The following is a 26,377-nucleotide window of genomic DNA, read 5'->3' as shown; positions in this document are numbered from 1 at the left end:
GGGCCCTAAACGATCCGGAAGGCCTGCTCGGTCGAGGCCCGGCCGTCGTAGACGGCCTTGGCCACGTAGGTTCCCGGCTTCGCCTGGGGCTGGCCGGGCAGGCAGCCGAGGCCTGAGCGGCGGCCGTTCCAGAGCACCGTCGTGGTGGATTGTTTGCCCTTGGCAAGGATCAGGGTGGCGCGCGGAATCGCCTGCCCGCAATGGGTCGTGGTCCAGATCTGGTCCTGGCCCGACGTGATCGTCACCGAGAGCCGGGTCGGATCGACCGTCGCCTTGCACTCGTCACCGACGGCGCTCAACTGGATCGCGAGGCTGAGCGGCGCACCCGGCGCGAGCGACCTGCTGGCCGGCAGCACGTCGATCTTCACGTCGCTGCCGGTGCACTTCACGTCCTTCGGCGGCTCGGACGTCTTCGCCGTACCGGTGGTCCTGCCCGGTTCCGAGGTCTTGCCGCCAGGCGTCTTCGTGCTGCCCGACGTCGACGGCGTGGAGGTCAGTACGGCGCTCGGCTGGGTGCTGGGGCTCTGCCCGGGGTCGGTGGCCGCGGAGTTCTGCTGATCGCCGCCGCCTCCGCCGATCACGCGGACCAGCACCACCAGGACGACCACCAGCACGACGAGCACGAGTGCGCGCCGGAACCAGTAGACGCTGGCGGGCAGATGCCCGACGGGTCGGAGCAGGCTGCTCATGCTCGCACCCTAATGTCAGGATTGTGCTCGCCATGTCAGACTCGCCGCTTCCGCTCGCATCAGCCCTGCACGAGCCCGTCCTGCGCTGGTACGCGGCGAACGCCCGCACCCTGCCCTGGCGCGACCCCTCGGCTGGTGCCTGGGCAGTGATGGTCAGCGAGTTCATGCTGCAGCAGACCCCCGTCGCCCGGGTACTCCCGGCGTACGAGGTGTGGATGGAGCGGTGGCCGAAGCCGGCAGACCTGGCCGGAGAGGCTCCAGGTGAGGCTGTGAGGGCCTGGGACCGCTTGGGGTACCCCAGGCGCGCCCTGCGGCTTCACGCGGCAGCTCGGGCGATCGTGGAGCAGCACGGCGGCGAAGTACCGGACGACCACGCGGCGCTGCTCGCTCTGCCGGGCGTCGGGACCTACACGGCGGCCGCGATCGCGTCGTTCGCCTTCGGGCAGCGGCACGCGGTCGTGGACACCAACGTGCGCCGCGTCTTCGCCCGGGCGCTCACCGGCACCGCTCAGCCGAGCATCTCCCCGACTGCGGCCGACCAGCGGCTCGCGGTATCCGCGCTGCCGCAGGACGAGCCCACCGCGGCTCGCTGGGCTGTGGCGACGATGGAGCTGGGCGCGCTGGTCTGCACCGCTCGCACACCGCGCTGCGCCGACTGCCCGATCCGCAGTCAGTGCGCGTGGGTCCTGGCCGGCAGTCCGCAGTACTCCGGGCCGCCGCGCAAGGGCCAGACCTACGAAGGCACCGATCGCCAGGCTCGCGGCCGCCTCCTCGCCGTACTGCGGGCCGCGACCGGCGCCGTCTCCAAGGCCGACCTCGACGCCTGCTGGCCTGACCAGCTCCAGCGCGAGCGAGCCCTGGATGGCCTGGTCGCAGACGGTCTAGTGGATCCGCTTCCCCGCAACCGCTACGCCTTGCCGGCCTGAAGTCGGCAGAACCCAGAACGTCCGGAGACCCTCACGGGAACTCCGGACGTCGCGAAAGCCGGGCCGACGGTGCGGTCCGGTGAGAGGTGCTGGCGGCCGGCCCGGGGTGGTTTGCCCCGGGAGCCGGCCTCAGCGGGAGGTGCTCAGTTCTTCTTGCTGCCGTTCGCCGTGGCCTCGGCGTCGTCGTCGGTGAGCAGGTCCAGCGGCATCGCCGGGCTGCCGGACAACGTGGCCAGCATCTGCCGGACGTTGGTCAGCTGCGCGTTGATGCTGTCGCGGCGCTGCGTCGCGGCCGCGAGCTCACGCTCGGACTCGGCGCGGATCCGCTCGGACTTGTCCTTGGCGGCGGCAACGATCTCCTGCGCCTGACGGTTGGCGTCGGCCAGCTGCTGCTGGGCCAGGCGCTCCGCCTCGGAGCGGGAACGGTCGGCTTCGCGCTGCACCTGGGCCGCACGGTCGGTGACCGCCGCCAGCTGCTGCTCGGCCAGGGCCGTCCGGGCGGCGAACTCCTGCTCGACCTTGCCCCGGCGCTCGGCCAGGGTGGTCTCGAAAGCGGCCGCTGCCTGGGCGGACTTGGCCCGCTCCTGCTCGTACAGCGCCTGGGCCTCGCTGCGGCGCGCGGTGGCGTCGCGCTCGGCCTCGTCGCGCATGTCGTCGGCCTGAGTGCGCGCCTCCTCGAGGATGCGGGCAGCCTCGGCGTCCACCTCGCTCTTCCAGTCCAGGGAGTACTGCTCGGCCTCCTTGCGGACCTTCTTCGCGTGCGCCTCGGCGTCGGCGACGATCGCCTCGGCGTCGGCACGGGCCCGGGTGACCAGATCGCGGGCCTCGTCGTCGGCCAGCGACAGGATCTTCGCCACCCGCTCACCGAACTCGGTGAACGTGGGCGTGCGGTCCTTGTTGTCCTCCTGGGCGGTGATCACGGCCGACTCGGCCGCGTCCGTCCGGGTCTGCAGCTCCTGAACGTGGCGCTGCAGCTGCTCGGACTGCTGCTGCAGTGCGGTCAGCGAGGTGGTCAGCTCACGAACGTGCTGGTCCACCTGGGCAGGCTCGTAGCCACGCAGAACGGTGCGGAACGGGGTTGGGGCTTCACTGCTCATGTCTTCTGATGCTCACTTCGGTGGGTGGGTGGATCACACATTGTCACTGACAAGGATCTGACTGTCACGTCCTCATCCTGATTCCCCCGTGGAACCCTCGCTAGCGGACATTCCACCACCTGCGTGGAACCCAGGGATAGCGAGTGCCTCGATCACACCCGAAAGCTGGGTGAGCTCCTTGGTGATCTCGTCGCGGCGCTGGTTGAGCGCAGCGACCCTCGCCTCGGCGTCGGCGAGAAGTTTACGGGCCTGCGCGCGCAGCTCGTCAGCATGCTCGCGGGCCTGCGCCTCGAGGCCCTGAGCCTCGGCGCGGGACTTGCGGATCAGCTCGTGCGACTGGCGCTGCGCGTCGGCCAGATCCTTGGCGGCGCGCTCGCGCAGCACCTGGGTGCTGGCCTGCGCCTCGGCCTCCCGGCGGTTCGCCCGGGTGACGATCTCCTTGGCCTCGACCTCGGCGGCCGCCTTCAGCCGGTCCGCCCTGCCCTGCGCCTGGGAGGTGGCCCTGTCCGCCTGCTGGGTCGCGGCGGCCAGCGTCGCCTCCGCCTGCTGGTTGGCGGAGCTCAGCGTGGTCTCGGCGAGCGTCGTCAGCTCGGCGTTCTCCCTGGCGATCGCGGTCTGGGTCTCCCTGAGCCGACTGGTCGACCGGCTGACCACCCGGCGCAGATGCGCACGCTTCTGCCGGGCCAGCTCGGCCACGTCCATCGCGGCGCGGTTGCGGATGCCCCGGGCCTCCTGCTCTGCGGCGGCGACCAGATCGTCGACCGTCTTCTTGCTCCAGGCGGTCTGCTTCTCGGCTTCCGCGAGGGCGGTCTCGGCCGCCAGGTTGGCGTCCTCGACGATCCGCTGCGCCTCGGCGGACGCGGTTCGCCGGTCGGCCTCGATGCTGTCGATCACGAGCTTCGCCTGCGCCCGGGCATCGGCCATCAGGCGCTCGTTGGCTTCCTCGGCCTCGGCCTTGCGCGCCGTGATCTCCTCGACCGCGGCGGCGCGGAGCTTGTCGATCTCCAGCGAGATCGCGGCCAGCTTGGCCCGCTCGGTCTCCTCCAGCGCGGCGGTCCGGCGCTCCAGCTCGGCCCTGTTCTCACCGCGCAGCCGCTCGATCTCGGCGTGCGCGTCGGCGATCTCGACCCGGGCCCGCTCGCGCGCCGACTCGGCCTCGCGCTCGACCGCGGTACGGAGCTCGCTCGCCTCCGACTCGGCCCGGGCGATCAGCTCGGCCTCGTTGTTCACCGCGGCCTGCGAGACGAGGGCGGCCTGCTCGCCGGCATCGGCGACCAGCTGCTGCGCCTCGCGGCTCGCGCGCTCGACGGCCTGCGCGGCGTACTCGCGGGCCTGCCGGGCTTCGTCGATCAGCTCGTCGGCGTCTTCCTTCAGCCGGGCCGCTTCCGCCTCGGCCGCGGCCAGCCGCCGGTCCGCCGCAGCCTGGGACTCCTGCCGGAGCCGATCCGCCGCCGCGTGCGACTCGGCCCGCAGTTGCTCGGCGGCCGCCTCCGACTCGGACCGGCGGTGCGCCACCCCGGCTGCCGCAGTACTGCGTAGCTGCTCGGCCGCGCTCTCCGACTCCAGCTTCAGCCGCTCGGCCTCCGCCTCGGCTTCCGCCCGGACCCTCTCCGCCTCGGCGATCGACTCGGACCGCAGTCGCTCGGCCGCCGCGGTGGACTCGCCGCGCAGGCGCTGGGCCGCGGCGGTCGACTCCTCGAGCAGCCGATCCGCCTCGGCGTTGGCTTCGCGCCGGACCCGCTCGGCCTCGGCCTCTGACTCGGACCGGAGCTGCTCCGCGGCCCGCTCGGTGTCGTCGAGCAGCCGCTGGGCCGCCGAGCCGGCGTCGTCGCGCAGCTTTTGCGCGGCCTGTTCTGCCGCGACCCGGACCCGCTCGGCCTCGGCGCGGATCCGCTCCGCCTCTTCGAGGGCGCTGTCGTTCTCGTACTCCGCCTGCTCCCGCAGAGTGTCCGCGATCCGCTGCGCCCGCTCGAGCACGCCACCCGCTTGCCGCACGCCAAAGGAACCGGCGTCGGGGACCGGTTCCTGGGTCAGAGAGAGACGCGGGGCGTCCATGCGAGGAGATGATTCCATCTCCGGCCCCCTCTCCAACAGTCCGGGTCCGAAACCTGTGGTCATGCTGCTACAACGAGCTAGATCGACAGCCGGGTAACTTCTTTTCATGCCGTTGCGCGATCTTCCCACCGAATCGAAAGCCGCGGCGGCTCTGCTCCGGACCGAGGAGCTGGAGCACCGGAGGACCTTACGACGAACCCAGTGGCAAAGTGCAGCCCTCGGGTGTCTCATTGTCGCCGCCACACTGGCCGTGCTGATCCCCGGCTCCGCGAGCACAGGCTGTTACCTCTGGCGCGCGACGACCCAGCCGGTGAGTGGACGTGGTGCCGCCCTCGCAGTACCGGTCACCGTGCTCGCGCTGCTGCTCGCGGATCGCTTGTGTGCGGACAGGATCTGGCTTCGGCCGCAGGTTCGCGGTTGGGGCGCAGTAGCTCTCGTGGTGGTCACCGGGACTGCCTGGGTCGGCCTTGCCACGCAGGGAAGAACGGGCTGCTCGACCTCACCGGCTGTGATCGGCGTCGTCGTCTGCGGGGCCCTGGCGAGCTCGATCGCGGCCTTCTGGGCGACCCGTTCACCGGCTCCGCCGGCCCTGCTCGCGGCGCCGTCGGATGTTACTGAAAATTCATCCGGCGAGCCGCTCGACCAGACCGAACTGCGAGCGGCCTTCCTCCGACTGAGTCCTGTCGCCGAGAACTCGGCCGACCTCAGGACGACGATCGAGCCGATTCTGACCGGCACACTCGCCGCGCTGCTGCTGGCCTCGACGGTCCTCCCCTGGCGTGATCTGCTCGACCCGGTGGCGCTCGGACCCACCGGCTCCGAGGCCGGTGTGGCGCGCGTACAGCTCTGGGAGATCCCGTCCGCCGAGGCCTGGGCTGTGGTGCTCGCAGTGACCGCGCTGGCGACACTCTGCGCCGCCGTCGCCACCCTGATCGTGCCCAAGCCGGCACACCTTGTCCTTCGCGTGTCAGCGGTCGCGACTGGTGCTGTGGTCGTGGCCGGCATCCTTAGCGCCCTTGCGCAGTTGCCGCCAAGGCTCTCCGACGGCGTCGGCTACAGAGTGGGAGTCGGAGCCTGGCTCGCTCTGGCATTCGGTGTGCTGCTTCTTGCTCTCGGCGTGACCGCCACCGCCTTCTCCGTACGCCGCCGCGCACCCGGGTGGTCCCTGCGCCTGGTGCTGGTCGCGGTGACCGGTCTGGTCGCCGTTGCAGCCGGGCTGTTCGTGCCGGCCGCGGCAGCACCGGAGTACCGGCCTGTGGTGGCGGCGGGGGCTCCGCATCGGCTCCTGGACCTGCAGGGCGGGCAGATGGTGGACCGGCTCGGCATGCGCGTCGCCATCGGGACGTCGGACCCGCTGGACTCCATCGCCGGAACACTCGACGGTACGCCGGGCCAGTGGTTGCTCGGCCGGACCGGCTCGGAGGGTTCGACGCTGTTCGAGTACCGCGACGGGGTGGCGCTGCCGCGAGTCGCCTTGAGCCATGGCGTGACTCCGCCCGCGCTGCTCGGGGTGACGGACAACCGGATGGTTTTGCTCGCCGGCGGTCCCGGGAATCGTCCCTGGGCGGTCCTCTCGGTCCCGCTGACACTGGTTGCCGCGGACATCAGCCTGAGCCACAAGAACGCCGACGGCAGCTACTACGTGACACCCGACGTCGACGTGCTGGCGACCGGGCAAGGGCCTGCGCTGACTCACCGCAACGCGGATCGCTCGGTGGTGATCTGGGGATCGACCAGCACCTGGCAGATCCCGGCCAACGAGTTCCGGCGCGGCATGGTGCTCAAGGACTACCTGGTCGATCCGGGACCGGGCGGACCAGGAAATGAGGTCTCCACCGGGCCGGATGGCACTACGGCCTGGAGGACCGGCCAGACGGGTCTCGCCCTGCTCAGGCCTGGCGGTGTGCCGCAGCAGCTCACCGGGGTGGCTCCCGCCGGCTGCCTGCTGAGCAAGGACGCGGCCAGCTCCTCGCTGACGGTTGAGGCGTTCGCCGTGGACGTTCGAGGCAACCTGTGGCTCGGTGGGAGCTCCCCGACCTCCGTGATCACTCCGGACGGCGTACTGCGTGAGGTGCCTGCTGGGCCCGCCGGAGTGGACAGCATCGAGGCTAGGCCCGACGGGTCCGTCCTGCTGGGTGTTTCGCCGGGTGGTGGTGACCAGATCCTCGAGATCACCGACGCGGCCGACTCAGCCGGCTCCTACCCGGCCGCACCCGAGCCGGCAGCTCGCTGCGATCGCCGGAAGCCTGCGGACGGCAATACGCAGTACAGGGCGACTGTGCTGCCGACAGTGCAGCCGGCGGAACCATCGGTGACCGCAGAAGGTCAGCCGGGCAAGGCTATTCCGGGTACGGGCATGCAGCTGGGTTTAGATGCCCACGGCAAGCTCATTCGGCTCCGGGTACCCAACGCGGCGCACGCGTGGGCTCCGGACGGGCTGGGCGGTGTGTGGTGGACGGTGGCCAGCCGGAGCAATCCTTCGGCCGAAGTAGCGGTGCACTGGACGGCCGCCGGGGCTGAGGCGGTACGCGATCCTCGGCCGGTCGCGCCCAACCAGCGTGGGGAGTTCGCGGCCGCCGCCGGCGGCAGGCTCGTCACTGCGATCAGCGGGCAGTTCTACAACTTCTACGGTCCAGGCCCGCAGGTGAACCGCATCCAGCTGAAGGGCGCCCTGAAGCAGGACGGTCTGGTCCAGCTCGGGTCGGGCGACGCAGCCATGGTCCTGGGCGAGCGGCTCGTCCACGTCTCGCATGATGGCAAGGCGACCACACTGCTCGGCGGGGCGACCTCCGGCTGGCCGATCACCGCGACCGGCGTCGCTGCCGACCAGTGGACCACGGACGGCAACTGGTTCGCCGGTCCGGACGGAAAGCTCTGGGGGTACGACGGCAGCCACCTGGTCCGCGTCGATGGGCCTGGCAAGGTCACGGTGATCGCCGGACCGGCCCAGGGCGTCCCTCAGGCCGCCGACCAGGTCACCGTCATCGGCAAGTCCCTGTACTTCGAACTCGGCACCGACGTCGTCCGCCTGGAGCCCACCCGATGAGCGACCTCCTGCCCGACGAGGAACTCCCGCGCCAGCTGGACGCCGCGGAGCAGGCGCTCGCGATCTCTCAGCACCGGTGGTTCGGTCGAGTGACCCTGCTGACCGCACTAGCCGCCGGTGTGACGCTGCTCCTCCCGTGGACCTTCAGCAGGCGACTCGGCCTCTCGGTCTGGCAACTCGGCCTGGAGACCCAGCCGTCGGTGGCCGTCACCTGGTTGGCCGGGCTCGCCACCTCGATCCTCGCGCTGGCTCTCCACCCCCGTCGCCAGCCCGCCTCCTCCAGTGACGACCCGACTCGAGCGACCGCCTCCTCCCGCGACGACCAGACGCGAACGACCGCCAGCATCTACAGCCAGACGGCAGCAGCTGTCACCGCGCTCATCGCCATGCTCTTCATCGCGGGGGCTTGGCAGGCGCGGGACCTCGGCTCGCTCAGCGACTCCTGGCCCGGCCCCGGCCCCGCCCTCGCCGCCATCACCGGCTTCACCTGGCTGCTCGCCGCCAGCGCCCAACTGGTCGCCTCCCGCGTCCCCCAGACCCACCCCACCGACGAGGCCCTCCAAGAAGCCGTCACCCGCCTTCGCAACGCCCGCTGAATCACCCGGCCGAGGGAGCGGCACCACCCGCGGGAACGAGGCGACCGAGGTACCTCCGGCGCGACCGTGGAAGCACGTGAAGCTGGAGGAATCGATGACTGTCACCGTGGACCAGACCCGCAGCACCACCACCAGGCTCCCGGTGCTCGTGGCCTGCCTGTCCCTGCTGTACGGCGCACTTGGGCTGGCGTGGCTCCTGGGTGCGGACTGGTACCCGTTCGGCCTGGTGCCGCCCGAGAACGAGAAGCTCTCGCTGCTCGCGTTCTTGCCGGAGCACGTGGGCGCCGGGGTGATCGCAGTACTCGGGTTCCTCGGGGTGCCGGCTGCTCTCGGGCATACCCGGACCGAGTGGAGCCCCACGGCGTACCGACCGTTGCTGGGGTTCACGGCGCTGCAGGTGGTCGTGTTTGGGCTGGCGGTTCTGGAGCTGGCCACCGGGTTGTTCGATTGGGGCGCCTTCAAAGAGCTCGGCGAAGGGCTGGCCGGAGTACCGGAGAAGGTCGGGTCCCGGCTGTTGCTGGTCTTCGGGGCGTTCCTGCTCGGCGCCGGCTGGGCTGTGCTCGGCATACGAGGGCTGCGGACCTTACGCGGCCGCGGCAGCTGAACTGGTCAGCCGACGCCCCTGAGTACGGCCAAGGGCCCCGCGGACTGGTGTCCGCGGGGCCCTTCGGTCTGCCTAGGCCAAAGCCTGGATCAGGTGTCCTGAAGGCCGGAGGAACCTCCGGCGATCTCGGTCAGCTCCAGGTCCGGGCTGGTGGCGGCCTTCGGGGTGCCGAGGAAGGTGAAGAACTCCGGCACGCCGTCCTCGCTGACGGTGCCCTCGGGGGCGACGTCGACGAGCACGATCTGGCCGGGACGCAGTTCCCCGAACAGGATCTTCTCGGCCAGCACGTCCTCCACGTCACGCTGCAGCGCGCGACGCAGCGGGCGAGCACCCAGGACCGGGTCGAAGCCACGGTCGGCGACCAGTGCCTTCGCCGCCGGGGTGAGCTCGATGCCCATGTCCTTGTCCTTCAGCCGCTCCTCCACCTGCGCGACCATCAGGTCGACGATCTTGACGATCGCGTCCTTGTCGTGCTGGTGGAAGACCACGATCTCGTCGACGCGGTTCAGGAACTCGGGGCGGAAGTGCTGCTTGAGCTCCTCCGTCACCTTCGCCTTCATCTTCTCGTACGAGCCGGAGGTGTCGCTGGTCTGCGAGAAGCCGAGGCTGCCCTTGGAGATGTCGCGAGTACCCAGGTTCGTGGTCATGATGATGATGGTGTTCTTGAAGTCGACCACGCGGCCCTGGGCGTCGGTCAGACGACCCTCGTCCAGGATCTGCAGCAGCGAGTTGAAGATGTCCGGGTGGGCCTTCTCGACCTCGTCGAACAGCACCACGCTGAACGGCTTGCGGCGCACCTTCTCGGTCAGCTGGCCACCCTCTTCGTAGCCGACGTACCCGGGAGGCGAACCGAACAGCCGCGAGGCCGTGTGCTTCTCGGAGTACTCCGACATGTCGAGGCTGATCAGCGACTTCTCGTCACCGAACAGGAACTCGGTCAGCGCCTTGGACAGCTCGGTCTTACCGACACCGGACGGACCGGCGAAGATGAACGAGCCGCTCGGCCGGCGCGGGTCCTTCAGACCCGCACGGGTCCGCCGGATCGACCGGGACAGTGCCTTGACGGCGTCGGTCTGGCCGATGTAGCGCTTGGCCAGCTCGTCCTCCATCTTGAGCAGCCGGGAGGACTCCTCCTCGGTCAGCTGGAAGACGGGGATGCCGGTCGCGGTGCTGAGCACCTCGGCGATCAGCTCCTCGTCGACCTCGGCGACGACGTCCATGTCGCCGGCCTTCCACTGCTTCTCGCGCTCGGCCTTCGCGTTGATGAGCTTCTTCTCGTCGTCACGAAGACTCGCCGCCCGCTCGAAGTCCTGGGCGTCGATCGCCGACTCCTTCTCCCGGCGCACGTTCGCGATCTTCTCGTCGAACTCGCGCAGGTCCGGCGGAGCGGTCATCCGGCGGATCCGCAACCGGGAACCGGCCTCGTCGATCAGGTCGATCGCCTTGTCCGGCAGGAAGCGGTCCGAGATGTACCGGTCGGCCATCTGCGCCGACGCGACCAGGGCCGGGTCGGTGATGGTGACGCGGTGGTGCGCCTCGTAGCGGTCCCGGAGGCCCTTGAGGATCTCGATCGTGTGCGCGATCGAGGGCTCGGCCACCTGGATCGGCTGGAAGCGGCGCTCCAGCGCGGCGTCCTTCTCGACGTACTTGCGGTACTCGTCGAGGGTGGTGGCGCCGATGGTCTGCAGCTCACCACGGGCCAGCATCGGCTTCAGGATGCTCGCCGCGTCGATCGCGCCCTCGGCCGCGCCGGCCCCGACGAGGGTGTGGATCTCGTCGATGAACAGCACGATGTCGCCGCGGGTGCGGATCTCCTTCAGCACCTTCTTCAGGCGCTCCTCGAAGTCACCGCGGTAGCGCGACCCGGCCACCAGCGCGCCGAGGTCGAGCGTGTAGATCTGCTTGTCCTTCAGGGTCTCGGGCACGTCGCCACGCACGATCGCCTGGGCCAGGCCCTCGACGATCGCGGTCTTGCCGACGCCCGGCTCACCGATCAGGACCGGGTTGTTCTTGGTCCGCCGGGACAGCACCTGCATGACCCGCTCGATCTCCTTCTCGCGCCCGATCACCGGGTCGAGCTTGGACTCACGGGCGGCCTGGGTGAGGTTCCGGCCGAACTGGTCGAGCACCAAGGAGCTGCTGGGCGCACCCTCGGCGGGCGCGCCGGCGGACGCCGTCTCCTTGCCCTGGTACCCGCTCAGCAGCTGGATGACCTGCTGGCGGACCTTGTTCAGGTCCGCACCGAGCTTGACCAGGACCTGCGCGGCGACGCCCTCACCCTCGCGGATGAGGCCGAGCAGGATGTGCTCGGTGCCGATGTAGTTGTGGCCCAGTTGCAGGGCCTCACGCAGGGAGAGCTCCAGTACCTTCTTGGCGCGAGGGGTGAACGGGATGTGCCCGCTCGGAGCCTGCTGTCCCTGGCCGATGATCTCCTCGACCTGAGAGCGGACAGCCTCCAGCGAGATACCCAGGCTCTCGAGAGCCTTGGCGGCGACACCCTCACCCTCGTGGATCAGGCCGAGCAGGATGTGCTCGGTCCCGATGTAGTTGTGGCTGAGCATCCTGGCCTCTTCCTGGGCCAGGACGACTACCCGACGGGCGCGGTCCGTAAATCGTTCAAACATCGCCAAAGCGCTCCTTGCCTCAGAGGAGTCGGACGTGCCGTATAGGCCGACCCCCGTACATGCATGCTAGTCCCCGGCACCGACAGGCTCGCTCTCAGCGAACAAGCTGCGACCTCTCGTACGGTCGCCAACTGGGGATCACAAGGGAACAACCTCTGTACCGGGCCCGGTGTTCCCGCCGCGCCCGGTGTTCGCCACCAGCGAATTCTCGAAGATCGCTGCCTACTCAGCTATCCGGCGCAGGCCGGTACCGCCCTGGCGTCCCCGTCGTGTCCACACTGTGAAACGGCCGGAATGCGGACGGTCCCGGCGCCATCGCTGGCGCCGGGACCGCAGTCCGGGGAATTACTTGGCGTCGTTGTACGCCGCCCGCACCTCGGCGGAGATACGACCCCGCTCGCTCACCTCGTAGCCGTTGTCCTTGGCCCACGCGCGGATGTCGGCGGAGTCGGTCGCCGACCGGCCCCGTCCGCGCGCACGCCCGCCGGCGCCACCGCGGCGGCCGGAGACCCGGCGCCCCGCTCCGACGTAGGCGGCCAGAGCGTCACGCAACTTGGCGGCATTCTTCTTGGACAGGTCGATCTCGTACGTCGAGCCATCCAGACCGAAGGTCACGGTCTCGTCGGCCTTACCGCCGTCGAGATCGTCCTCGAGAACCACCTGGACCCTTTGCGCCATCGATGACAGTCCTTTCCGCGCCCGCCACCGGGCACAATCAACGTGCGGAATTGTTGCTCCTGATTTGTACCGCACAAACCGGCACCGTGTCATTCAACAGGCACAATGTAACCGAAAGATGTGACTAAAACCTCCGCACCGGCGACGCAACGCATCCGTCGTGACCATCGGTATTCAGCTGGCTGCAGGACGGTCCGGCACAAAAATCGGACCCGGGAATGGATTTGGCCGTTGGTTGTGCTATGCAACGGTCCCCGGGTCCGATTTATCGGCGCCGGTCAGCGGGCAATCAGGTCACTCCGGACGAAGCAGCGGGAAGAGAATCGTCTCGCGGATACCGGCCCCGGTGAACAGCATCACGAGCCGGTCCACGCCCATCCCCATCCCACCGGCCGGCGGCATCCCGAACTCCATCGCGCGGAGGAAATCCTCGTCCAGGTCCATCGCCTCGGGATCGCCGGCCGCGGCCAGCAACGACTGTGCCACCAGGCGTTCACGCTGGATCACCGGGTCGTTGAGCTCCGAGTACGCCGGCGCCAGCTCGACCCCGTTGATGATCAGGTCGAAAGCCTCGACCAGGCCGGGAATTGACCGGTGCGGCTTCGCCAGCGGGCGCACCGACTCGGGATAGTCCTGCACGAAGGTGGGCTGGATCAGGGTGTGCTCGACCAGCTTCTCGTACAGCTCCAGCGCGATCTCGCCGGCATTCCAGCCCGGCTGCAACTCGACCCGGTGCTGTTCGGCGAGCTTCGTCAAGGCGGCCGCGTCGGTGGTCACGTCCACCGCTTCACCGACCGCTTCGGAGATCAGGTCGAATACGCTGGCCTCGCGCCAGGGCGCGCTCAGATCGATCTCAGAACCGTCACGTCCGGTCACCACCGTGCGGTCCACCGCCTCCGCCGCATTCAGGACCAGATCACGAAGCAAAGTCTTCATCGTGTTGTAGTCGCCGTAGGCCTGATAGGCCTCCAGCATCGAGAATTCCGCGGCATGGGTGGAGTCGAGTCCCTCGTTGCGGAAGGTCCGGCCGATCTCGTAGACCCGGTCGACGCCGCCGATCATCGCGCGCTTGAGATCGAGCTCGAGGGCGATCCGGAGCAGCATCTGCTGGTCGAAGGCGTTCAGGTGGGTCCGGAACGGGCGGGCCGCCGCGCCGCCGTTGGTCAGCTGCAGGACCGGCGTCTCGACCTCGACGTAGTCCTGGGCGTCCAGGGTGGCGCGCAGCGACTTCAGCACGGCGGCCTTGGTGCGGACCATGTCGCGCGCCTCCGGCCGGACGATCAGGTCCACGTAACGCAGCCGGACCCGGGACTCCTCGCTCAGCGGCTTGTACTCGTTCGGCAGCGGGCGCAGCGTCTTGGCGACCATCTGCCAGGCGGTCGCCTGGACCGAGAGCTCGCCGCGGCGGCTCGTCACCACCTCGCCCTGCACGGACAGCAGGTCGCCGATGTCCACCAGCGCCTTGAACCGGGCCAGCTCCTCCTCGCCGATGTCGGCCAGCGACAGCATCACCTGCAGCTCGGTGCCGTCACCTTCGCGCAGCCGGACGAAGCAGAGCTTGCCGGTGTTGCGCAGGAAGATCACCCGGCCGGCCACGGAGACCTGCTCACCGGTCTTCGTGTCCGGCTCGAGCTCCTGCCCGTCGTACCGGGCTCGCAGGTCCTTCAGCAGGTGGGTCCGGGGCACTGTGATCGGGTACGGTTCGACCCCCTCGGCCAGCAGCCGGTCACGCTTCTCCCGGCGGACCCGCATCTGCTCGGGCAGGTCGTCCTGCCCGCTGTCGGGGGTCACCGGGTTCTCACGTGGCTCAGTCATGCCCCAAAGGCTAGTGACTGACTCCCCTCTCGACCGAATCCATTAGTACCGCGGATGGCGGGCCGGCCTCGGCGGCACCCTGCTCCGCCTCCCCGGGCCGGCCGCCCGCAGGCCGCCTGCCGGCCCGAATCACGAGTACTCCGGCGACCACCGCCGCGACGGCGCAGCCGGTGCCGCCGGTCACGAATGTTGCCCGGGGCCCCAAGACGGAGCCGGCCAGGCCGCCGAGGAGAAGGGCCAGCAGGCTGAAGGCACGGGCGGTTCCGCCCAGCGCGGCGATCACCCGGCCGCGGACCAGTTCAGCCGACCTGGTCACCACCAGTGTGCTGGTCGCGGCGTTCAGCATGCCGCTGCCGAATCCGACCGCGACGGCGCCGATCACGAGCGGGACCACCCCGCCGGCCAGGCCCATCAGGACGCAGGACACCCCGATCGCCGCAGTACCGGTGAGAACAGCGTGTGAGCGGGCCTTGTCGGTCCGCAGCCGGCCGGTGAACCAGGCACCGGCGATCGCGCCGGCGCCCTGGGCGGCCAGGACGCCGCCGTACCCGCTCGGGCCGAGGCCGATCTCATCCGTGATCAGGAAGACCTCGACCACGTTCACGGCCTCTCCGACCAGGACGAACACCCACAGCGCCGGGACCAGGATCCGCAGCAGCGGGTCCGCGAACATGCTCCGCAGGCCTGCCATCAGCGCGCCTCGCTCCCGTACTGCGCCCGGCTCGGGGCTGCGGCGGGTCCGGACCACCCGGGCGACGAGCGCCAGCCCGAGGAAGGTCGAGGCGTCCACCAGCAGAGCCCCGCGATCACCGGACCAGCCGACCAGTACGCCGCCGACGGCTGACCCGGCCAGCGTGGCCACGCCGATCAGGGCCTGGCTCGTGCCGGTCGTGCGACCGACCAGGTCCTCGCCGACGATCCGCGGGATCAAGGCACCCCACGCGGGTCCCGCGACGGCTTGGCCGACCTGCAGGACGCAAACCAGCGCGAGCGTGGCGGCCAGACCGTGGCAGAACGCCAGCCCGACCCCGGCGGCCGCCTGCAGCAGGGACGACCAGACCAGCACGGTCCGCGAGTCGTAGCCGTCCACGATCCGGCCGGCGAACGGGATCATCACCACCGTCGGTACCGCGAACGCCAGCAGCAGCGCGGTGATCGCGCCCGGCCCACCGTCGCCGGAAACCCGCAGCATCAAGGCGATCAGCGCGATCGAGTCACCGGCGTACGACAGGGCGCGGGCAGGCAGCACGAGGCGGAGATCGCGGAAGGACCAGATCGAAGTCTGAAGTGATTGCTTCACAACTATGAAGTTAATGCTTCAGATATGCCCGGGTCAAGGGACCGGCTACGCTGTCGCCGTGGCCGCGAAGAAGAAGCGCCTGGAGCTGACCGATCCGCGGGCGATCCGCGCCCTGGCCCACCCGGCCCGGCAGCTGATCATCGAGGAGCTGTACAACGGCCGGGTGCTGACCGCGACCGAGTGCGCCGAGCTGGCCGGGCTGACCCCGTCCGCGACGAGCTACCACCTCCGGGCGCTGGCCCGCTGGGGCATCGTTGAGCGCGCGGACGACACCACGGACGGCCGCGAGCGGCCGTGGCGGGCCCCAGCGGTCAGCCTGGTCATCTCGTCCCAGTCCAGCGGCGCGGGCCGGCTGGCGAGCCAGACGATGATGCGCACCAACGTGAACCGGGTGATGGAGCAGTTCGAGGAGATGTCCGGCGACGATCCCTGGGACGAGCTCAGCCTGATGAGCCGCGCCCGCCTGTGGCTGACGAAGGCCGAGGCCGAGGAGCTCGGCAAGGAACTCACCGAGGTGATCGACCGGCACCGCCGCGGCCGGACGGCGGCCAGCCACCCGGCGTCCACCCGCCTGGTCAGCACCCTGCTTGCCGTCGTCCCCACCGGCAAGGCGCCCGAAGAAGCCGACTGAGCGCCGCCTGAGCCTGATTCGGGCCGACTTGAGCCCGACTCGGGCACTGTCCGAACTGTTAGCCGCCGACAGGACACGTTTCCGCCGCACCGGAGTACCGTCGAAACGAGAGGGTTTCTCCGCCGCGCAGGTGATCACATGCAGTCCTGGCTTCTCTGGCTGACCATTGCCGCGGTGCTCGGTATCGCCGAGTTGCTGACGGCCACGTTCGACTTGTTGCTGCTCGCTGTCGCGGCACTGGCCGCGGCGGCGCTCGCCGCATTGGGCCTGGGGACGGGGCTGCAGCTGCTCGCCTTCGCCGTGACAGCCGCCGCGATGATCACGCTGGTCCGGCCGGTCGCCCGCCGGCACCTGAACTCGCACCCGCAGCTACGGACCGGTGTGGCCGCCCTGATCGGGCGGGAGGCAGTGGTCCTGAGCCCAGTCGGACGGGAGCCCGGTCGGGTCCGGATCGGCGGCGAGGAGTGGAGCGCCCGGTCCTACGACCCCGACGTGCTGATCCCGACCGGGACCACCGTCGACGTATTCGCGATCGAGGGCGCCACAGCCCTCGTGCATCCCCGGGAGGATCCATGGCCGAACTGATCGTCGGGATCGTGGTGGCGCTGCTGGCCGTCGTGCTGGTCCTGCGTACCGTCCGCATCATCCCGCAGGCCAGGGCCAGCAACGTGGAGCGGCTCGGCCGCTACCTGCGCACGCTCGAGCCCGGGCTGAACATCCTCATCCCGTTCGTCGACCGGCCCCGGCAACTGATCGACCTGCGCGAGCAGGTGATCTCGTTCGAGCCGCGCTCGGTGATCACCGAGGACAACCTGGTCGTCGACATCGACACGGTGCTCTATGTCCAGGTCACCGATCCCCGCGCGGCGGCGTACGAGATCGCCAACTTCGAGCAGGCGATCGAGCAGCTCACTGTCACCACACTGCGCAACGTGATCGGCAGCCTGGACCTGGAGAAGGTACTGACGTCCCGCGAGCACATCAACTCACAGCTGCGCGGCGTGCTGGACGAGGCCTCCGGCAAGTGGGGCATCCGGGTGAACCGGGTCGAGCTGAAGGCGATCGACCCGCCGCCGTCGATCAAGGAGTCGATGGAGAAGCAGATGCGGGCGGACCGGGAGAAGCGGGCCGCGATCCTCACCGCCGAGGGCGTCCGGCAGGCCCGGATCCTGACCGCGGAGGGTGACCGGCAGGCCGCCATCCTGCGCGCCGAGGGCCAGGCGAAGGCGATCGACACGGTGTTCGAGGCGATCCACCGCAACGACCCGGACCCGAAACTCCTGGCCTACCAGTACTTGCAGATGCTGCCCGAGCTCGCGAAGGGTCCGGGCAACACCTTCTGGGTGATCCCGTCCGAGGTCACAGCGGCGCTACAGAACGTCACGAAGGCGTTCAACGGGACGAACCCTGAAATTCCCCGGGAATAGCTCACAGATCAGCTAAACGCTTGCGCGCGGGTGCCAGGATGGAGGCATGGGGGGAACAACACTGGACGCGCTGGCCATCGCGGTACCGACCGGCGGCGTCGCCGTACTGGCGTACCTGGTCGTCGGGCTGGTCATCGGCATCGAGAGCATGGGGGTGCCACTGCCGGGCGAGACCACGCTGATCGCCGCCTCGCTGCTGGCTTCGCAGGGTGACCTGAACCTGGTGATCGTGATCGCGGCAGCGGCGGCCGGCGCCATCATCGGCGACTCGGTCGGCTACCTCATCGGGCGCCGGGCAGGGCGCGGGCTGTTCGACCGGCTCGGCCGCCGGTTCCACCACTTCTCGCCGGCGCGGATCGAGAAGGCCGAGAAGTACTTCCACAAGTACGGCGTCTGGACCGTCTTCTTCGGCCGGTTCGTCGCGCTGCTGCGGATCTTCGCCGGGCCGATGGCGGGCACGCTGCGGATGCCGTACTCGCGGTTCCTCGCCGCCAACGCGGCCGGCGGGATCGCCTGGGCGACGACGATCGGCATCGTCGCGTTCAAGGTCGGCGACAACGCGGACAAGATCTTCGGGGAAGTCTCGGTCTGGGCCCTGGTGGTGATCGCCGTCGCCGTGGTCGCGGCGTACGCCGGCTACAAACTGCGCAAACGCCGCAGCGGGGGGACCGAGGCCGCAGTACCGGCTGATGCCCAGTCGCTGGAGGCGGGACCGATGGCGGTCGAGACCTCAGCGGATGCTTAGCATCAGGTGCGGCGTGACCGTGCTGTACAGCGGCCGGCCCAGATACGTCGCGTTCGGCAGCACGTAGCGGAAGACGAAGAGGCCCGGCCGCGCGGCCTTGAAAGCGAACACCACCTGGCCCCGCAGGATCCGCACCTGTTTGACGTTGTTCCACCTCTTGGACACTCGGTTCCACTGTTGCAGCAACGCGACCGCGTTCATCGGAGGCTTCACGGTCGCGTAGACCGTGATCGTCTCACCCCGCCGCCGCGACGCCCCGCCGATGAATCCGGCCGATGCGACCCGTACGACGCCCCTCGTCACCGCCGGCTTGCTCGTCGAGGAGCTGACCATCGATCCAGCCCCGCTGTAGAGCGGCACGGTGACCATGTAGGGACGGGTGCCCGCCGCGGTGACCGCTATGTCGTAATACCCGCCGGTGCTGGTGATACCGCGACCCGCGGGGGTCCACCGGGCGCGCGGCCTGACCTGGGTGAGGACGACCACCGGCAGTCCGGCCAAGGTGGTTCGTTGCTCCACGCAACTGGTCTCCGGGGCGCAGCGGACCTCCTGCAGGATCGCCCGGCCACGGATCCTCATGGCCACGCTGAACTGCGCCGACCCGGGGACCGACGCGGTCGTCGTACTGGACCGGCCCGCGATCTCGCCACCGACCGCGGAGGTCCACTCGTTCTGGGCGCGGAGCTGGAAGAGGTACGGGGGCTTCAGGTCCTCGAGCACCACCTGGGTGGAGGTGGTGCCTGGTCCCATCGCGCGCAGTTGCTCCCCTGGCCGGCCGACGAGCGGGACGTAGAGCTGGGGACGCCCGGTCACGTCCAGTGGATCGTCCGGGCTGAAGTCCTGCGGGGGCGCCGGCACGTCCCAGCGCACGAGCACGTCCTGGCCGGACTCCCCGGTCGGGATGGCGGCCGAGGCGGACGGCCGGACCGGGCCGTCGGTGTCGAACATCGGCGACCTGGCCGGCTTGCTGGTGACCCCACCGCTCGACGTCCCGACCGCGATCGCGATCCGGTAGTTCCCGTCCGGCGGGAACTCCGAGCTCGGGATGTCCCAGGTGTTCGGCGCGTTGTCCGGCAGATACTTCACGTACGACGGGCTGGTGCTGAGCACGCCTTCGATGGTGATCCGGTTCGGCGCGTTCGAGTCCCTCCAGCTCACCCGGACGGCCTGGCGGCTGTCACTGGCCCAGGCGAGCGTGACCCCGCTCGGCGTCGGGTCCGAGGAGCAGGCGGTCAGCAGTGTGGCTCCGCACAGCGCCGCGAGAACAGTCGACAAGACAGCCCGCACCCTGACCATCTCGCCTCACCCCACCCTCACAGCAGCGACGGCTAAGACCTTACCCAGTCAGAACGACCCGCGGACCGGCAGTAGTGTCGATCCGTGAGACTCGGGGCGGACGTCTGCCGACAGTACCTCGGTACCGCCGAGCGCGCGTTCCTCGCCACCACCGGCGAGGACCTCCGGCCGCACATCGTCCCGGTCGTCTTCGCCCTCGCCGGCGACGAACTCGTGATCGCGATCGATCAGAAGCCGAAGTCCACCACGAACCTCCGCCGGCTGCGCAACCTCGCCTGGAATCCCCGCGTCGCCGTCCTGTGCGACCGGTACGACGCCGACTGGTCCCAGCTCTGGTGGGTCCGTGCCGACGGCGTGGCCCGAGTGGACGAGCAGAACCCAGAGGCGGTGGAGTCTCTCGCCGCCAAGTACCCGCAGTACCGGCTGGACCCACCGCACGGTCCGGTCATCACGATGACGATCGACGCCTGGTCCGGCTGGTCCTACAGCTGAGCGGTGGACCGGTGGCTGGCGTCGCGATCGGCCGCGCAGGCCGGGCACAGTCCCCAGTAGGTGACCTCGGCCTCGTCGATCCGGAAGCCGCTCCCGTCGTCGGCTCCCAGGCAGGTCGTCTCGCCCACGGCGCGATCGACGTCCTCGATCCGCCCGCAGCGCCGGCAGATCAGCTGGTACATGCACCGCAGCTTTCCAGCTGATCTGGAGTGAGTCAAGAAAACGGTTCCGCGGGCCGCGATGGGACACACTGGTGGCCGACACGACCTCCGGGGGAATCATGGCCTACCTCAATCCGTCCGAACCGCCCGAGGGCTTTCTCGAGGAGAACCGCTCGCCGGCCGGGCACATCCCGAACTTCGTCACCATGTTCGCCGCCCGGCCCGCGGTCTACGAGGCGTGGAAGCAGCTGAACGGCGCGATCAAGGCGAGCATGGACCTCCGCCGCTACGAGCTCGCCACGCTGGCCGCGGCGACGGCGCTGAAGTCCAGCTACTGCTGTCTCGCCCACGGCCAGGTCCTGGCCGAGAAGTTCCTGACCCCCGACGAGGTCGCCGCGCTGGTCCATGATCCGTCCGACGACCCGGTCGACCGAGCCGTCATGTCCTTCGCCCGCAAGATTGCCGTCGCCGCCCACACCATCACCGAGTCCGACGTCGACACCCTCCGCGCGCAAGGCCTCTCCGACGAGGACATCCTGGACGTCGCGCTCGCCGCGGCCGCCCGCTGCTTCTTCTCCAAGACCCTCGACGCCACCGGCACCACCCCCGACCCGGCGTACAACAGCCTCCCCGCCGCCCTGCGCACAGCCCTCACGGTCGGCCGCCCGATCGACGCCTGACCTACTCGGGTTCGTTGCCGGTGGGGCCGTCGAGGTGGAACGGGGTGGTGACGCCCTCGTACATCAGGTGGGTGATCAGGCCCTGCGCGGCGTGCGGAAGGTTGTGGCAGTGGTCCATCCAGATGCCCGGGTTGTCGGCCAGGAACGCGATCTCGTAGGTCTCGTCATCCTCGACGTTGAGGGAGTCGACCCACCACGGGCTGCCGGTGGCCGGCTGGCCGTTGCGGCTGAGGACGACCACGTGGTGGCCGTGCAGGTGCATCGGGTGGACCTGGCCGGAGGTGTTCTTGACCGTCATCCTGACGACGTCGCCCTGCTTCACGACGAACATCGGTACGTCCGGGAACTGGTGGCCGTTGATCGTCCACCACAGCCCGGGCTTGCCGTCGAAGAAGCCAGGGCGGCGGCCGATCCGGTACTCGAAGTTCCGATCCGCCGCTGACGGGTCGAAGGGCAGCGCGGCGGGCTTCCCGTAGGTGAGCAGGTCGACCGGCCCGGGTGGTTCGCGACCGGTCGGCGCGTCGCCCTCGCCGATCACCAGGGTCGTCGGTCCGCCACCCAGGCCGATCCGGATCGCGGTGGCCGGCAGGGTGATGGCGAGATCGATCCGGCCGCCGGCGGTCACGAGCACGGACTTCCCCGCGACCTGCGTCGGCGCGTTCACCTCGGTCCCGTCCACCGCGACCACCTTGTACTGCGCGCCGTCGACCCACGACGCCATCGGGCCGTTGTCCGTGTTGATCACTCGGACCCGCACGGTGGTCCCGGCGACTCCGGGCACCCGGCGTTCGCCGTACCCGCCGTTGACCGTGCGGACCTTGTCGTACGTGTGGGCCACGGCGACCACGTCTGTCGGGCCCGGCGAGATCACCAGCACGCCGTACAGACCGCCCTTGACCTGCTCGTGCGACAACTGGTGCGAGTGGTACCAGTACGTGCCGACGTCGGGGGCGACGAAGCGGTACTTGAACGTCTGCCCGGGCATCACCGCGTCCTGGGTGACGCCGGCGACGCCGTCCTGCGCGGCCGGTACGTCGACGCCGTGCCAGTGCAGCGTGATTCCCGCGGAGACCGACTCGTTGACCAGGGTGACCTCGACCAGGTCGCCTTTCTTCGCCCTGATCTCCGGGCCCGGCGAGGTGTGGTTGAGCGTGTAGCCCTCGGTCGAGCCACGGCCGGGGATGTCGAAGCGTTCCTTGCGCGCGACGAGGTTCACCGAGACGTCGGCCGGACGATCCGGGACCGCGGCCAGCTTGCTCAGGTCGGTTCCGTGGCCGGCGTGCATCATCGCCACCGACGGGCCGCCACCGAAGTCGGCGTACCCCATGTCCATCGCGGACAGGCCGCCGGGCACCAGGCTCTGCTGCCAGAACCAGCCGATCGGCGCCAGCAGCGCGACCGTGGCCAGCAGGCCGACCAGGACGCGGCGGAGCGGCCGGCGGGCCATCAGCTCCGCCGGCCGCAACTCGTTGCCAAGAGCATCTAGATGGTCGCCTGGGTCGCCGAGGCGCCGGTCGTCGCCGGTGTCGGCGGGCCGGATGCCCGCCTGGCCGCCATGCCCGAGACGCCGAGCAGCACCAGCGCGTTGGCGCCGTGCAGGGCGCCGACCGCGGGCGCGCCGAAGGCCACGAAGGCCAGCGCGATCTGCAGCGCCACCAGGCCGAAGACGATCGCCGCCCACTTGACCCCGCCGGGGACGTGCGCGAAGAACGACACGATCAGCAGCAGGATGGCAAGAATCGGGATCACCATCATGCCGATGGTGCCGTGCAGGCTGTGCCCGATGTTGCCGTCGTAGTTCTTGTCGATCACCAAGCCGTCGTCAACGTCCTTGATGGCGGTGAACCAGCCGAGCGCGATCGCCATCGCCTGGACCAGGACGCCGAGCGAGATGAGGCCTGCGAGTACACGGTATGCGGATCTCATGATCCTCCCCCGGATCACAGCGACCCGCGCCGATGCGACCACGAACCCACCCCGTGGCCCCGGGCCTCCCCACCCGGGTGTCGCTCGTCCTCATGGTGATCCTCTTACCGCCCTGTGCACAAGACCGTTATCCGGTGACCTGGCCTCAACGGACAGTAACACTGCCCGATCGGGCAGGGGGTGGGATCAATTGTTGCGGGCAAATGCCTCGTTCAGGCCGTGCAGGGTCAGGAACGGTTCGTGGTAGTCGATCTGGGCGCATTCCGGGACCACCAGCGGAGCCAGCGCACCTGTCGCGACCACTGTGACGGTGGAGCGGTCCAGACCCTGGTCGGCGATGATCCGGGTGATCAGACCGTCCACCAGCGCGGCGAAACCGAAGATCGCGCCGGACTGCAGCGCCTCCACCGTGTTCTTGGCGACCACCGACCGCGGGCGGACGAGCTCCACCCGGCGGAGTTGCGCCGCGGAGACGCCGAGCGCGTCCACGGAACTCTCGATGCCCGGGGCAATCGCCCCGCCGACGAACGCGCCACCGGGGTTGACCACGTCCACCGTGGTCGCAGTACCGAAGTCCGCCACGATGCAGGGGGCTCCGAATCGGTGCACCGCCGCCAGGGCGTTCGAGATCCGGTCGGTGCCGACCTCGCGCGGGTTGTCCACGAGCACCGGGAGCCCGGTCTTCACGCCCGGCTCGACGACCACGCTCGGTATGTCGCGGTAGTACCGGGCGACCACGTCGCGCAGTTCGTGCAGGACGTGCGGGACCGCGGAGCAGACCGCGATCCCCGAGACCGGAGACTCCCCGGTCAGCAGCCCTTCGAGCAGCACCGCCCACTCGTCCGCCGTACGGCGGGAGTCCGTCCCCACCCACCAGTGCCGCTTGACCGTGCCCTCGTCGATCAGGCCGACCAGCGTCCGGGTGTTCTCGACGGCGACGGCGAGCAGCATCAGGCCGCCTGGAGGTCCATCGCGATGTCGAGGACGGGCGCCGAGTGGGTGAGCGCGCCGACGGCGAGGAAGTTCACGCCGGTCTCGGCGACCTCGCGGGCCATCTCCAGCCTGAGTCCGCCGGAGGCCTCGAGCCGGGCCCGGCCGGCCACCTTCTCCACCGCCTCGCGCAACTGCTGCACGGGCATGTTGTCGAGCAGGATCAGCTCGGCACCGGACTCGACGGCGATCACCGCGTCCTCCACGGAGTCCACCTCGACCTCGATCGAGATGTCCGGGTAGGCCTTGCGGACCAGCCGGTACGCCTCGGCCACGCCGCCCGCGGCGATCACGTGGTTGTCCTTGATCAAGGCGGCGTCGGAGAGCGCCATCCGGTGGTTCTTACCGCCACCGCAGCGGACGGCGTACTTCTCCAGGGAGCGCAGCAGCGGCATCGTCTTGCGGGTGTCCCGGATCACCGCGCCCGTGCCGTCGACCGCCGCGACCCAGCGGCTCGTCAAGGTTGCGACGCCGGAGAGGTGGCAGAGCAGGTTCAGCGTGGTGCGCTCGGCCGTCAGCAACTGCCGGGTCTTGCCGCGCACGGTCATCAGGACGTCGCCGGCCTTGACCGTGGCGCCGTCCGCGACCGAGTGCTCGATCTCGACCTCTTCCTTGCCCGCGACCAGGCGGATCACCAGCTCGGCGATCTGCAGACCCGCGACCACGCCGTCGGCCCGGGCCACGAACTCCGCCACCGAGACCTGGTCCGCCTCGACGGTGGCGGTCGTGGTGACGTCCACACCCCCGGCCAGGTCCTCCTCGATGGTGGCCCGGACGAGGTCCTCGACCCACGGCCTGTCGAGTGTTTCATCCATGCTGCTACTTCCCCTCAGGTGATGCTTCGCCTGTTGCTGCTACTGCGTCTGTTGCTGTGCCTGTTACTGCGTCTGCACGGTGCGCCACGAACGTCGTGGCGGGCCGGGCCGAATCTTCCTCGGCCGGAAGAGTGATGTCCAGACTGCCGGACCAGTTCCGGTCGTCACGATCCGGGTGGTCCTCACGCCAGTGCGAGCCGCGGCTCTCCTCCCGGGTGGTTGCCGCCGCGATCAGCGCGGACGCGACCGTGATCAGGTTCGTAGCCTCCCAGCCCGGCGTTCCGGGCTCTCCGGCCGGCTGCTCGATCAGCTTGCCGAGGGTGGCACCCGCCTCCGACAGGCCGCCGGCGCTCCGGATCACGCCGGCGCCGACCGTCATCACCCGCTGCAACTCCGGCACGACGTCCGCGTCCACCAGGCCGGGGACCCGGTGGTCGACCGCGGGCTCCCGCAGTTCCGGCATCATCTCGGCCAGCGATCCGGCGATCCGCCGGGCGAAGACGAGTCCTTCGAGCAGGGAGTTCGAGGCGAGCCGGTTCGCGCCGTGCACGCCGGTACAGGCGACCTCGCCGCAGGCGTACAGCCCGGGCACGGAGGTCTGGCCGTACAGGTCGGTCCAGACTCCGCCGGAGGAGTAGTGGCAGGCCGGTGCGACCGGGATCAGCTCGCGGACCGGGTCGATACCGTGCGACCGGCAGGAGGCCAGGATGGTCGGGAACCGCACCCGCCACTTCTCGTCGCCGAAGTGCCGGGCGTCGAGGTAGACGTGATCCTTGCCGGTAGCAAGCATCTGCCGCATGATGGCCTTCGCCACGATGTCGCGCGGGGCGAGGTCGGCGAGCTCGTGCTGCCCCTGCATGAAGCGGTTGCCCAGGTGGTCGACGAGGAACGCACCCTCGCCCCGAACGGCCTCGGAGACCAACGGCTGCTGGCCTTTGGCGCTCTTGCCGAGCCACAGCACGGTCGGGTGGAACTGGATGAACTCCAGGTCCCGCACCTTCGCGCCGGCCCGCAGCGCGAGCGCCATACCGTCGCCGGTGGAGACACTGGGGTTCGTCGTCGCGGCGTACAGCTGGCCCAGTCCACCCGACGCGAGGATCACCGCCCGGCTGCGGATCGCGCCGACGCCGTCCAACTGGCCCTCGCCCATCACGTGCAGGGTGACACCCGCGACATCGCCGTCCTCGGCCGTCAGCAGGTCGAGCACCAGCGCGTGCTCGATGATGCGGATGTCGTCGGCCCGCCTCACCGCGGCGACTAGCGCCCGCTCGATCTCCGCGCCGGTGGCGTCCCCGCCGGCATGCGCGATCCGGTTGCGGTGGTGGCCGCCCTCGCGGGTCAGCGACAGGTCTCCCCCGGCCTGCGTGTCGAACCGCGCGCCCAAGTCGATCAGGTCGCGGACCGCCTCGGGTCCCTCGGTCACGAGCACCCGTACGGCGGTCGGGTCAGACAGCCCGGCACCTGCCACCAGGGTGTCCTTCAGGTGGTCCTCCGGGGAGTCACCCGGACCGAGCGCCGCGGCGATCCCGCCCTGGGCCCATTGGGTCGACCCCGACGCGACGACGTCCTTGGTCACCACGAGCACCGAGCCGAGCTCCCGGGCGCGCAGGGCGGCGGTCAGCCCCGCGATGCCCGAGCCGATCACCACCACGTCCACGGTGTCGGTCCAGCCTGGTTCGGGCGCAGCCAACCGCTGCGGCACAGCAGGAGCAGTCATCCGGCGACCGTATCAACCGGCTGCGGTGGGGGTTGGGGGGTCGGTGCAGTTCTCCGGTGTCCGGAGG

At 69.8% G+C, this 26,377-nt stretch carries 24 protein-coding genes; 10 read left to right on the top strand and 14 right to left on the bottom strand.

The window, feature by feature from the left end; all coding sequences use genetic code 11:
- Positions 1 to 5 precede the first annotated feature (5 nt).
- Positions 6 to 689 (bottom strand): hypothetical protein, encoded by a 684-nt coding sequence (locus EV644_RS18945; protein WP_132189614.1) that lies wholly within the window; start codon positions 687 to 689, stop codon positions 6 to 8.
- Positions 690 to 721: 32 nt separating this feature from the next.
- Between EV644_RS18945 and EV644_RS18940 the strand changes: the two genes are divergently transcribed.
- A complete protein-coding gene (locus tag EV644_RS18940; protein WP_132189613.1) occupies positions 722 to 1,615 on the top strand; it encodes an HhH-GPD family protein in 894 nt (297 codons plus the stop codon).
- 143 nt (positions 1,616 to 1,758) lie between these two features.
- Here EV644_RS18940 and EV644_RS18935 read toward each other — a convergent pair whose 3' ends face one another.
- Positions 1,759 to 2,712 carry a DivIVA domain-containing protein gene (locus EV644_RS18935; protein ID WP_132189612.1) on the bottom strand — a complete coding sequence of 318 codons (954 nt, stop codon included), beginning with the start codon at positions 2,710 to 2,712 and terminating at the stop codon, positions 1,759 to 1,761.
- A 72-nt stretch (positions 2,713 to 2,784) separates the two neighbouring features.
- On the bottom strand, positions 2,785 to 4,767 hold the full coding sequence (locus EV644_RS18930) for a kinetoplast-associated-like protein (protein ID WP_132189611.1): 1,983 nt from the start codon (positions 4,765 to 4,767) through the stop codon (positions 2,785 to 2,787).
- Positions 4,768 to 5,077: 310 nt separating this feature from the next.
- On the opposite strand from EV644_RS18930, the gene EV644_RS18925 reads away from it, so the two are divergent.
- From EV644_RS18925 to EV644_RS18915, 3 genes are all read left to right on the top strand, one after another.
- Positions 5,078 to 7,813 (top strand): hypothetical protein, encoded by a 2,736-nt coding sequence (locus tag EV644_RS18925; RefSeq protein WP_132189610.1) that lies wholly within the window; start codon positions 5,078 to 5,080, stop codon positions 7,811 to 7,813.
- The gene (locus EV644_RS18920) at positions 7,810 to 8,409 is read left to right on the top strand and encodes a hypothetical protein (RefSeq protein WP_132189609.1); all 600 of its coding nucleotides are present in this window, start codon (positions 7,810 to 7,812) and stop codon (positions 8,407 to 8,409) included. Before EV644_RS18925 ends, EV644_RS18920 begins: the two co-directional genes overlap by 4 nt.
- A gap of 94 nt (positions 8,410 to 8,503) precedes the next feature.
- Positions 8,504 to 9,013, top strand: a complete 510-nt coding sequence (locus tag EV644_RS18915) for a hypothetical protein (protein WP_241998369.1) — start codon at positions 8,504 to 8,506, stop codon at positions 9,011 to 9,013.
- An 89-nt stretch (positions 9,014 to 9,102) separates the two neighbouring features.
- Here EV644_RS18915 and EV644_RS18910 read toward each other — a convergent pair whose 3' ends face one another.
- The 4 genes from EV644_RS18910 to EV644_RS18895 form a co-directional block, all read right to left on the bottom strand.
- On the bottom strand, positions 9,103 to 11,637 hold the full coding sequence (locus EV644_RS18910) for an ATP-dependent Clp protease ATP-binding subunit (RefSeq protein ID WP_132189608.1): 2,535 nt from the start codon (positions 11,635 to 11,637) through the stop codon (positions 9,103 to 9,105).
- A 345-nt stretch (positions 11,638 to 11,982) separates the two neighbouring features.
- Positions 11,983 to 12,315 carry a histone-like nucleoid-structuring protein Lsr2 gene (locus tag EV644_RS18905; protein ID WP_132189607.1) on the bottom strand — a complete coding sequence of 111 codons (333 nt, stop codon included), beginning with the start codon at positions 12,313 to 12,315 and terminating at the stop codon, positions 11,983 to 11,985.
- 294 nt (positions 12,316 to 12,609) lie between these two features.
- Positions 12,610 to 14,130 (bottom strand): lysine--tRNA ligase, encoded by a 1,521-nt coding sequence (gene lysS, locus EV644_RS18900; protein ID WP_132189606.1) that lies wholly within the window; start codon positions 14,128 to 14,130, stop codon positions 12,610 to 12,612.
- 10 nt (positions 14,131 to 14,140) lie between these two features.
- On the bottom strand, positions 14,141 to 15,430 hold the full coding sequence (locus EV644_RS18895) for an MFS transporter (RefSeq protein ID WP_158292872.1): 1,290 nt from the start codon (positions 15,428 to 15,430) through the stop codon (positions 14,141 to 14,143).
- Positions 15,431 to 15,488: 58 nt separating this feature from the next.
- Here EV644_RS18895 and EV644_RS18890 point away from each other — a divergent pair, with 58 nt between their 5' ends.
- From EV644_RS18890 to EV644_RS18875, 4 genes are all read left to right on the top strand, one after another.
- Positions 15,489 to 16,061 (top strand): ArsR/SmtB family transcription factor, encoded by a 573-nt coding sequence (locus tag EV644_RS18890; protein ID WP_199239892.1) that lies wholly within the window; start codon positions 15,489 to 15,491, stop codon positions 16,059 to 16,061.
- Between the two features lie 138 nt (positions 16,062 to 16,199).
- Positions 16,200 to 16,646 (top strand): NfeD family protein, encoded by a 447-nt coding sequence (locus EV644_RS18885; protein WP_132189603.1) that lies wholly within the window; start codon positions 16,200 to 16,202, stop codon positions 16,644 to 16,646.
- Positions 16,634 to 17,488 carry an SPFH domain-containing protein gene (locus tag EV644_RS18880; RefSeq protein ID WP_132189602.1) on the top strand — a complete coding sequence of 285 codons (855 nt, stop codon included), beginning with the start codon at positions 16,634 to 16,636 and terminating at the stop codon, positions 17,486 to 17,488. The genes EV644_RS18885 and EV644_RS18880 overlap by 13 nt, the downstream gene beginning before the upstream one ends.
- A gap of 46 nt (positions 17,489 to 17,534) precedes the next feature.
- A complete protein-coding gene (locus EV644_RS18875; RefSeq protein WP_132189601.1) occupies positions 17,535 to 18,233 on the top strand; it encodes a DedA family protein in 699 nt (232 codons plus the stop codon).
- Here the strand turns inward: EV644_RS18875 and EV644_RS18870 are convergent.
- A complete protein-coding gene (locus EV644_RS18870; protein WP_241998368.1) occupies positions 18,219 to 19,508 on the bottom strand; it encodes a hypothetical protein in 1,290 nt (429 codons plus the stop codon). The two genes, EV644_RS18875 and EV644_RS18870, sit on opposite strands and share 15 nt — an antisense overlap.
- A 105-nt stretch (positions 19,509 to 19,613) precedes the next feature.
- On the opposite strand from EV644_RS18870, the gene EV644_RS18865 reads away from it, so the two are divergent.
- Complete coding sequence (locus tag EV644_RS18865) at positions 19,614 to 20,021, top strand: TIGR03668 family PPOX class F420-dependent oxidoreductase (protein WP_132189599.1); 408 nt, start codon at positions 19,614 to 19,616, stop codon at positions 20,019 to 20,021.
- Here EV644_RS18865 and EV644_RS18860 read toward each other — a convergent pair.
- Entirely contained in the window at positions 20,012 to 20,203 is a 192-nt protein-coding gene (locus tag EV644_RS18860) for a hypothetical protein (RefSeq protein ID WP_132189598.1), read from the bottom strand. The genes EV644_RS18865 and EV644_RS18860 overlap by 10 nt on opposite strands.
- 71 nt (positions 20,204 to 20,274) lie before the next feature.
- On the opposite strand from EV644_RS18860, the gene EV644_RS18855 reads away from it, so the two are divergent.
- A complete protein-coding gene (locus tag EV644_RS18855; RefSeq protein ID WP_199239891.1) occupies positions 20,275 to 20,862 on the top strand; it encodes a carboxymuconolactone decarboxylase family protein in 588 nt (195 codons plus the stop codon).
- A 1-nt stretch (position 20,863) separates the two neighbouring features.
- On the opposite strand, the gene EV644_RS18850 is transcribed toward EV644_RS18855, so the two are convergent.
- From EV644_RS18850 to EV644_RS18830, 5 genes are all read right to left on the bottom strand, one after another.
- Entirely contained in the window at positions 20,864 to 22,309 is a 1,446-nt protein-coding gene (locus EV644_RS18850) for a multicopper oxidase family protein (RefSeq protein WP_132189597.1), read from the bottom strand.
- 35 nt (positions 22,310 to 22,344) lie between these two features.
- The gene (locus EV644_RS18845; protein WP_132189596.1) at positions 22,345 to 22,788 is read right to left on the bottom strand and encodes a hypothetical protein; all 444 of its coding nucleotides are present in this window, start codon (positions 22,786 to 22,788) and stop codon (positions 22,345 to 22,347) included.
- Positions 22,789 to 22,974: 186 nt separating this feature from the next.
- Positions 22,975 to 23,739: a type III pantothenate kinase gene (locus tag EV644_RS18840; protein ID WP_132189595.1), complete on the bottom strand. Its 765-nt coding sequence runs from the start codon at positions 23,737 to 23,739 to the stop codon at positions 22,975 to 22,977.
- On the bottom strand, positions 23,739 to 24,593 hold the full coding sequence (gene nadC / locus EV644_RS18835) for a carboxylating nicotinate-nucleotide diphosphorylase (RefSeq protein WP_132189594.1): 855 nt from the start codon (positions 24,591 to 24,593) through the stop codon (positions 23,739 to 23,741). The genes EV644_RS18840 and nadC overlap by 1 nt, the downstream gene beginning before the upstream one ends.
- A gap of 4 nt (positions 24,594 to 24,597) precedes the next feature.
- Entirely contained in the window at positions 24,598 to 26,310 is a 1,713-nt protein-coding gene (locus EV644_RS18830; RefSeq protein WP_132189593.1) for an L-aspartate oxidase, read from the bottom strand.
- Between the last annotated feature and the right edge of the window lie 67 nt (positions 26,311 to 26,377).

Source organism: Kribbella orskensis, assembly GCF_004342085.1.
Lineage (GTDB): Bacteria > Actinomycetota > Actinomycetes > Propionibacteriales > Kribbellaceae > Kribbella > Kribbella orskensis.
The sequence above is the reverse complement of the archived record's forward strand: the minus strand, read 5'-3'. Positions and strand labels throughout refer to the sequence as shown.

Excerpts from the sequence above, each read along its gene's own strand:
- EV644_RS18920 (WP_132189609.1), top strand. The coding sequence starts at position 7,810 with ATGAGCGACCTCCTGCCCGACGAGGAACTCCCGCGCCAGCTGGACGCC.
- EV644_RS18850 (WP_132189597.1), bottom strand. The coding sequence starts at position 22,309 with ATGGCCCGCCGGCCGCTCCGCCGCGTCCTGGTCGGCCTGCTGGCCACG.
- EV644_RS18840 (WP_132189595.1), bottom strand. The coding sequence starts at position 23,739 with ATGCTGCTCGCCGTCGCCGTCGAGAACACCCGGACGCTGGTCGGCCTG.
- EV644_RS18940 (WP_132189613.1), top strand. The coding sequence starts at position 722 with ATGTCAGACTCGCCGCTTCCGCTCGCATCAGCCCTGCACGAGCCCGTC.
- lysS (WP_132189606.1), bottom strand. The coding sequence starts at position 14,130 with ATGACTGAGCCACGTGAGAACCCGGTGACCCCCGACAGCGGGCAGGAC.
- EV644_RS18875 (WP_132189601.1), top strand. The coding sequence starts at position 17,535 with ATGGGGGGAACAACACTGGACGCGCTGGCCATCGCGGTACCGACCGGC.
- EV644_RS18905 (WP_132189607.1), bottom strand. The coding sequence starts at position 12,315 with ATGGCGCAAAGGGTCCAGGTGGTTCTCGAGGACGATCTCGACGGCGGT.
- EV644_RS18910 (WP_132189608.1), bottom strand. The coding sequence starts at position 11,637 with ATGTTTGAACGATTTACGGACCGCGCCCGTCGGGTAGTCGTCCTGGCC.
- EV644_RS18845 (WP_132189596.1), bottom strand. The coding sequence starts at position 22,788 with ATGAGATCCGCATACCGTGTACTCGCAGGCCTCATCTCGCTCGGCGTC.
- nadC (WP_132189594.1), bottom strand. The coding sequence starts at position 24,593 with ATGGATGAAACACTCGACAGGCCGTGGGTCGAGGACCTCGTCCGGGCC.
- EV644_RS18935 (WP_132189612.1), bottom strand. The coding sequence starts at position 2,712 with ATGAGCAGTGAAGCCCCAACCCCGTTCCGCACCGTTCTGCGTGGCTAC.
- EV644_RS18930 (WP_132189611.1), bottom strand. The coding sequence starts at position 4,767 with ATGGACGCCCCGCGTCTCTCTCTGACCCAGGAACCGGTCCCCGACGCC.
- EV644_RS18860 (WP_132189598.1), bottom strand. The coding sequence starts at position 20,203 with ATGTACCAGCTGATCTGCCGGCGCTGCGGGCGGATCGAGGACGTCGAT.
- EV644_RS18915 (WP_241998369.1), top strand. The coding sequence starts at position 8,504 with ATGACTGTCACCGTGGACCAGACCCGCAGCACCACCACCAGGCTCCCG.
- EV644_RS18885 (WP_132189603.1), top strand. The coding sequence starts at position 16,200 with ATGCAGTCCTGGCTTCTCTGGCTGACCATTGCCGCGGTGCTCGGTATC.
- EV644_RS18830 (WP_132189593.1), bottom strand. The coding sequence starts at position 26,310 with ATGACTGCTCCTGCTGTGCCGCAGCGGTTGGCTGCGCCCGAACCAGGC.
- EV644_RS18945 (WP_132189614.1), bottom strand. The coding sequence starts at position 689 with ATGAGCAGCCTGCTCCGACCCGTCGGGCATCTGCCCGCCAGCGTCTAC.
- EV644_RS18880 (WP_132189602.1), top strand. The coding sequence starts at position 16,634 with ATGGCCGAACTGATCGTCGGGATCGTGGTGGCGCTGCTGGCCGTCGTG.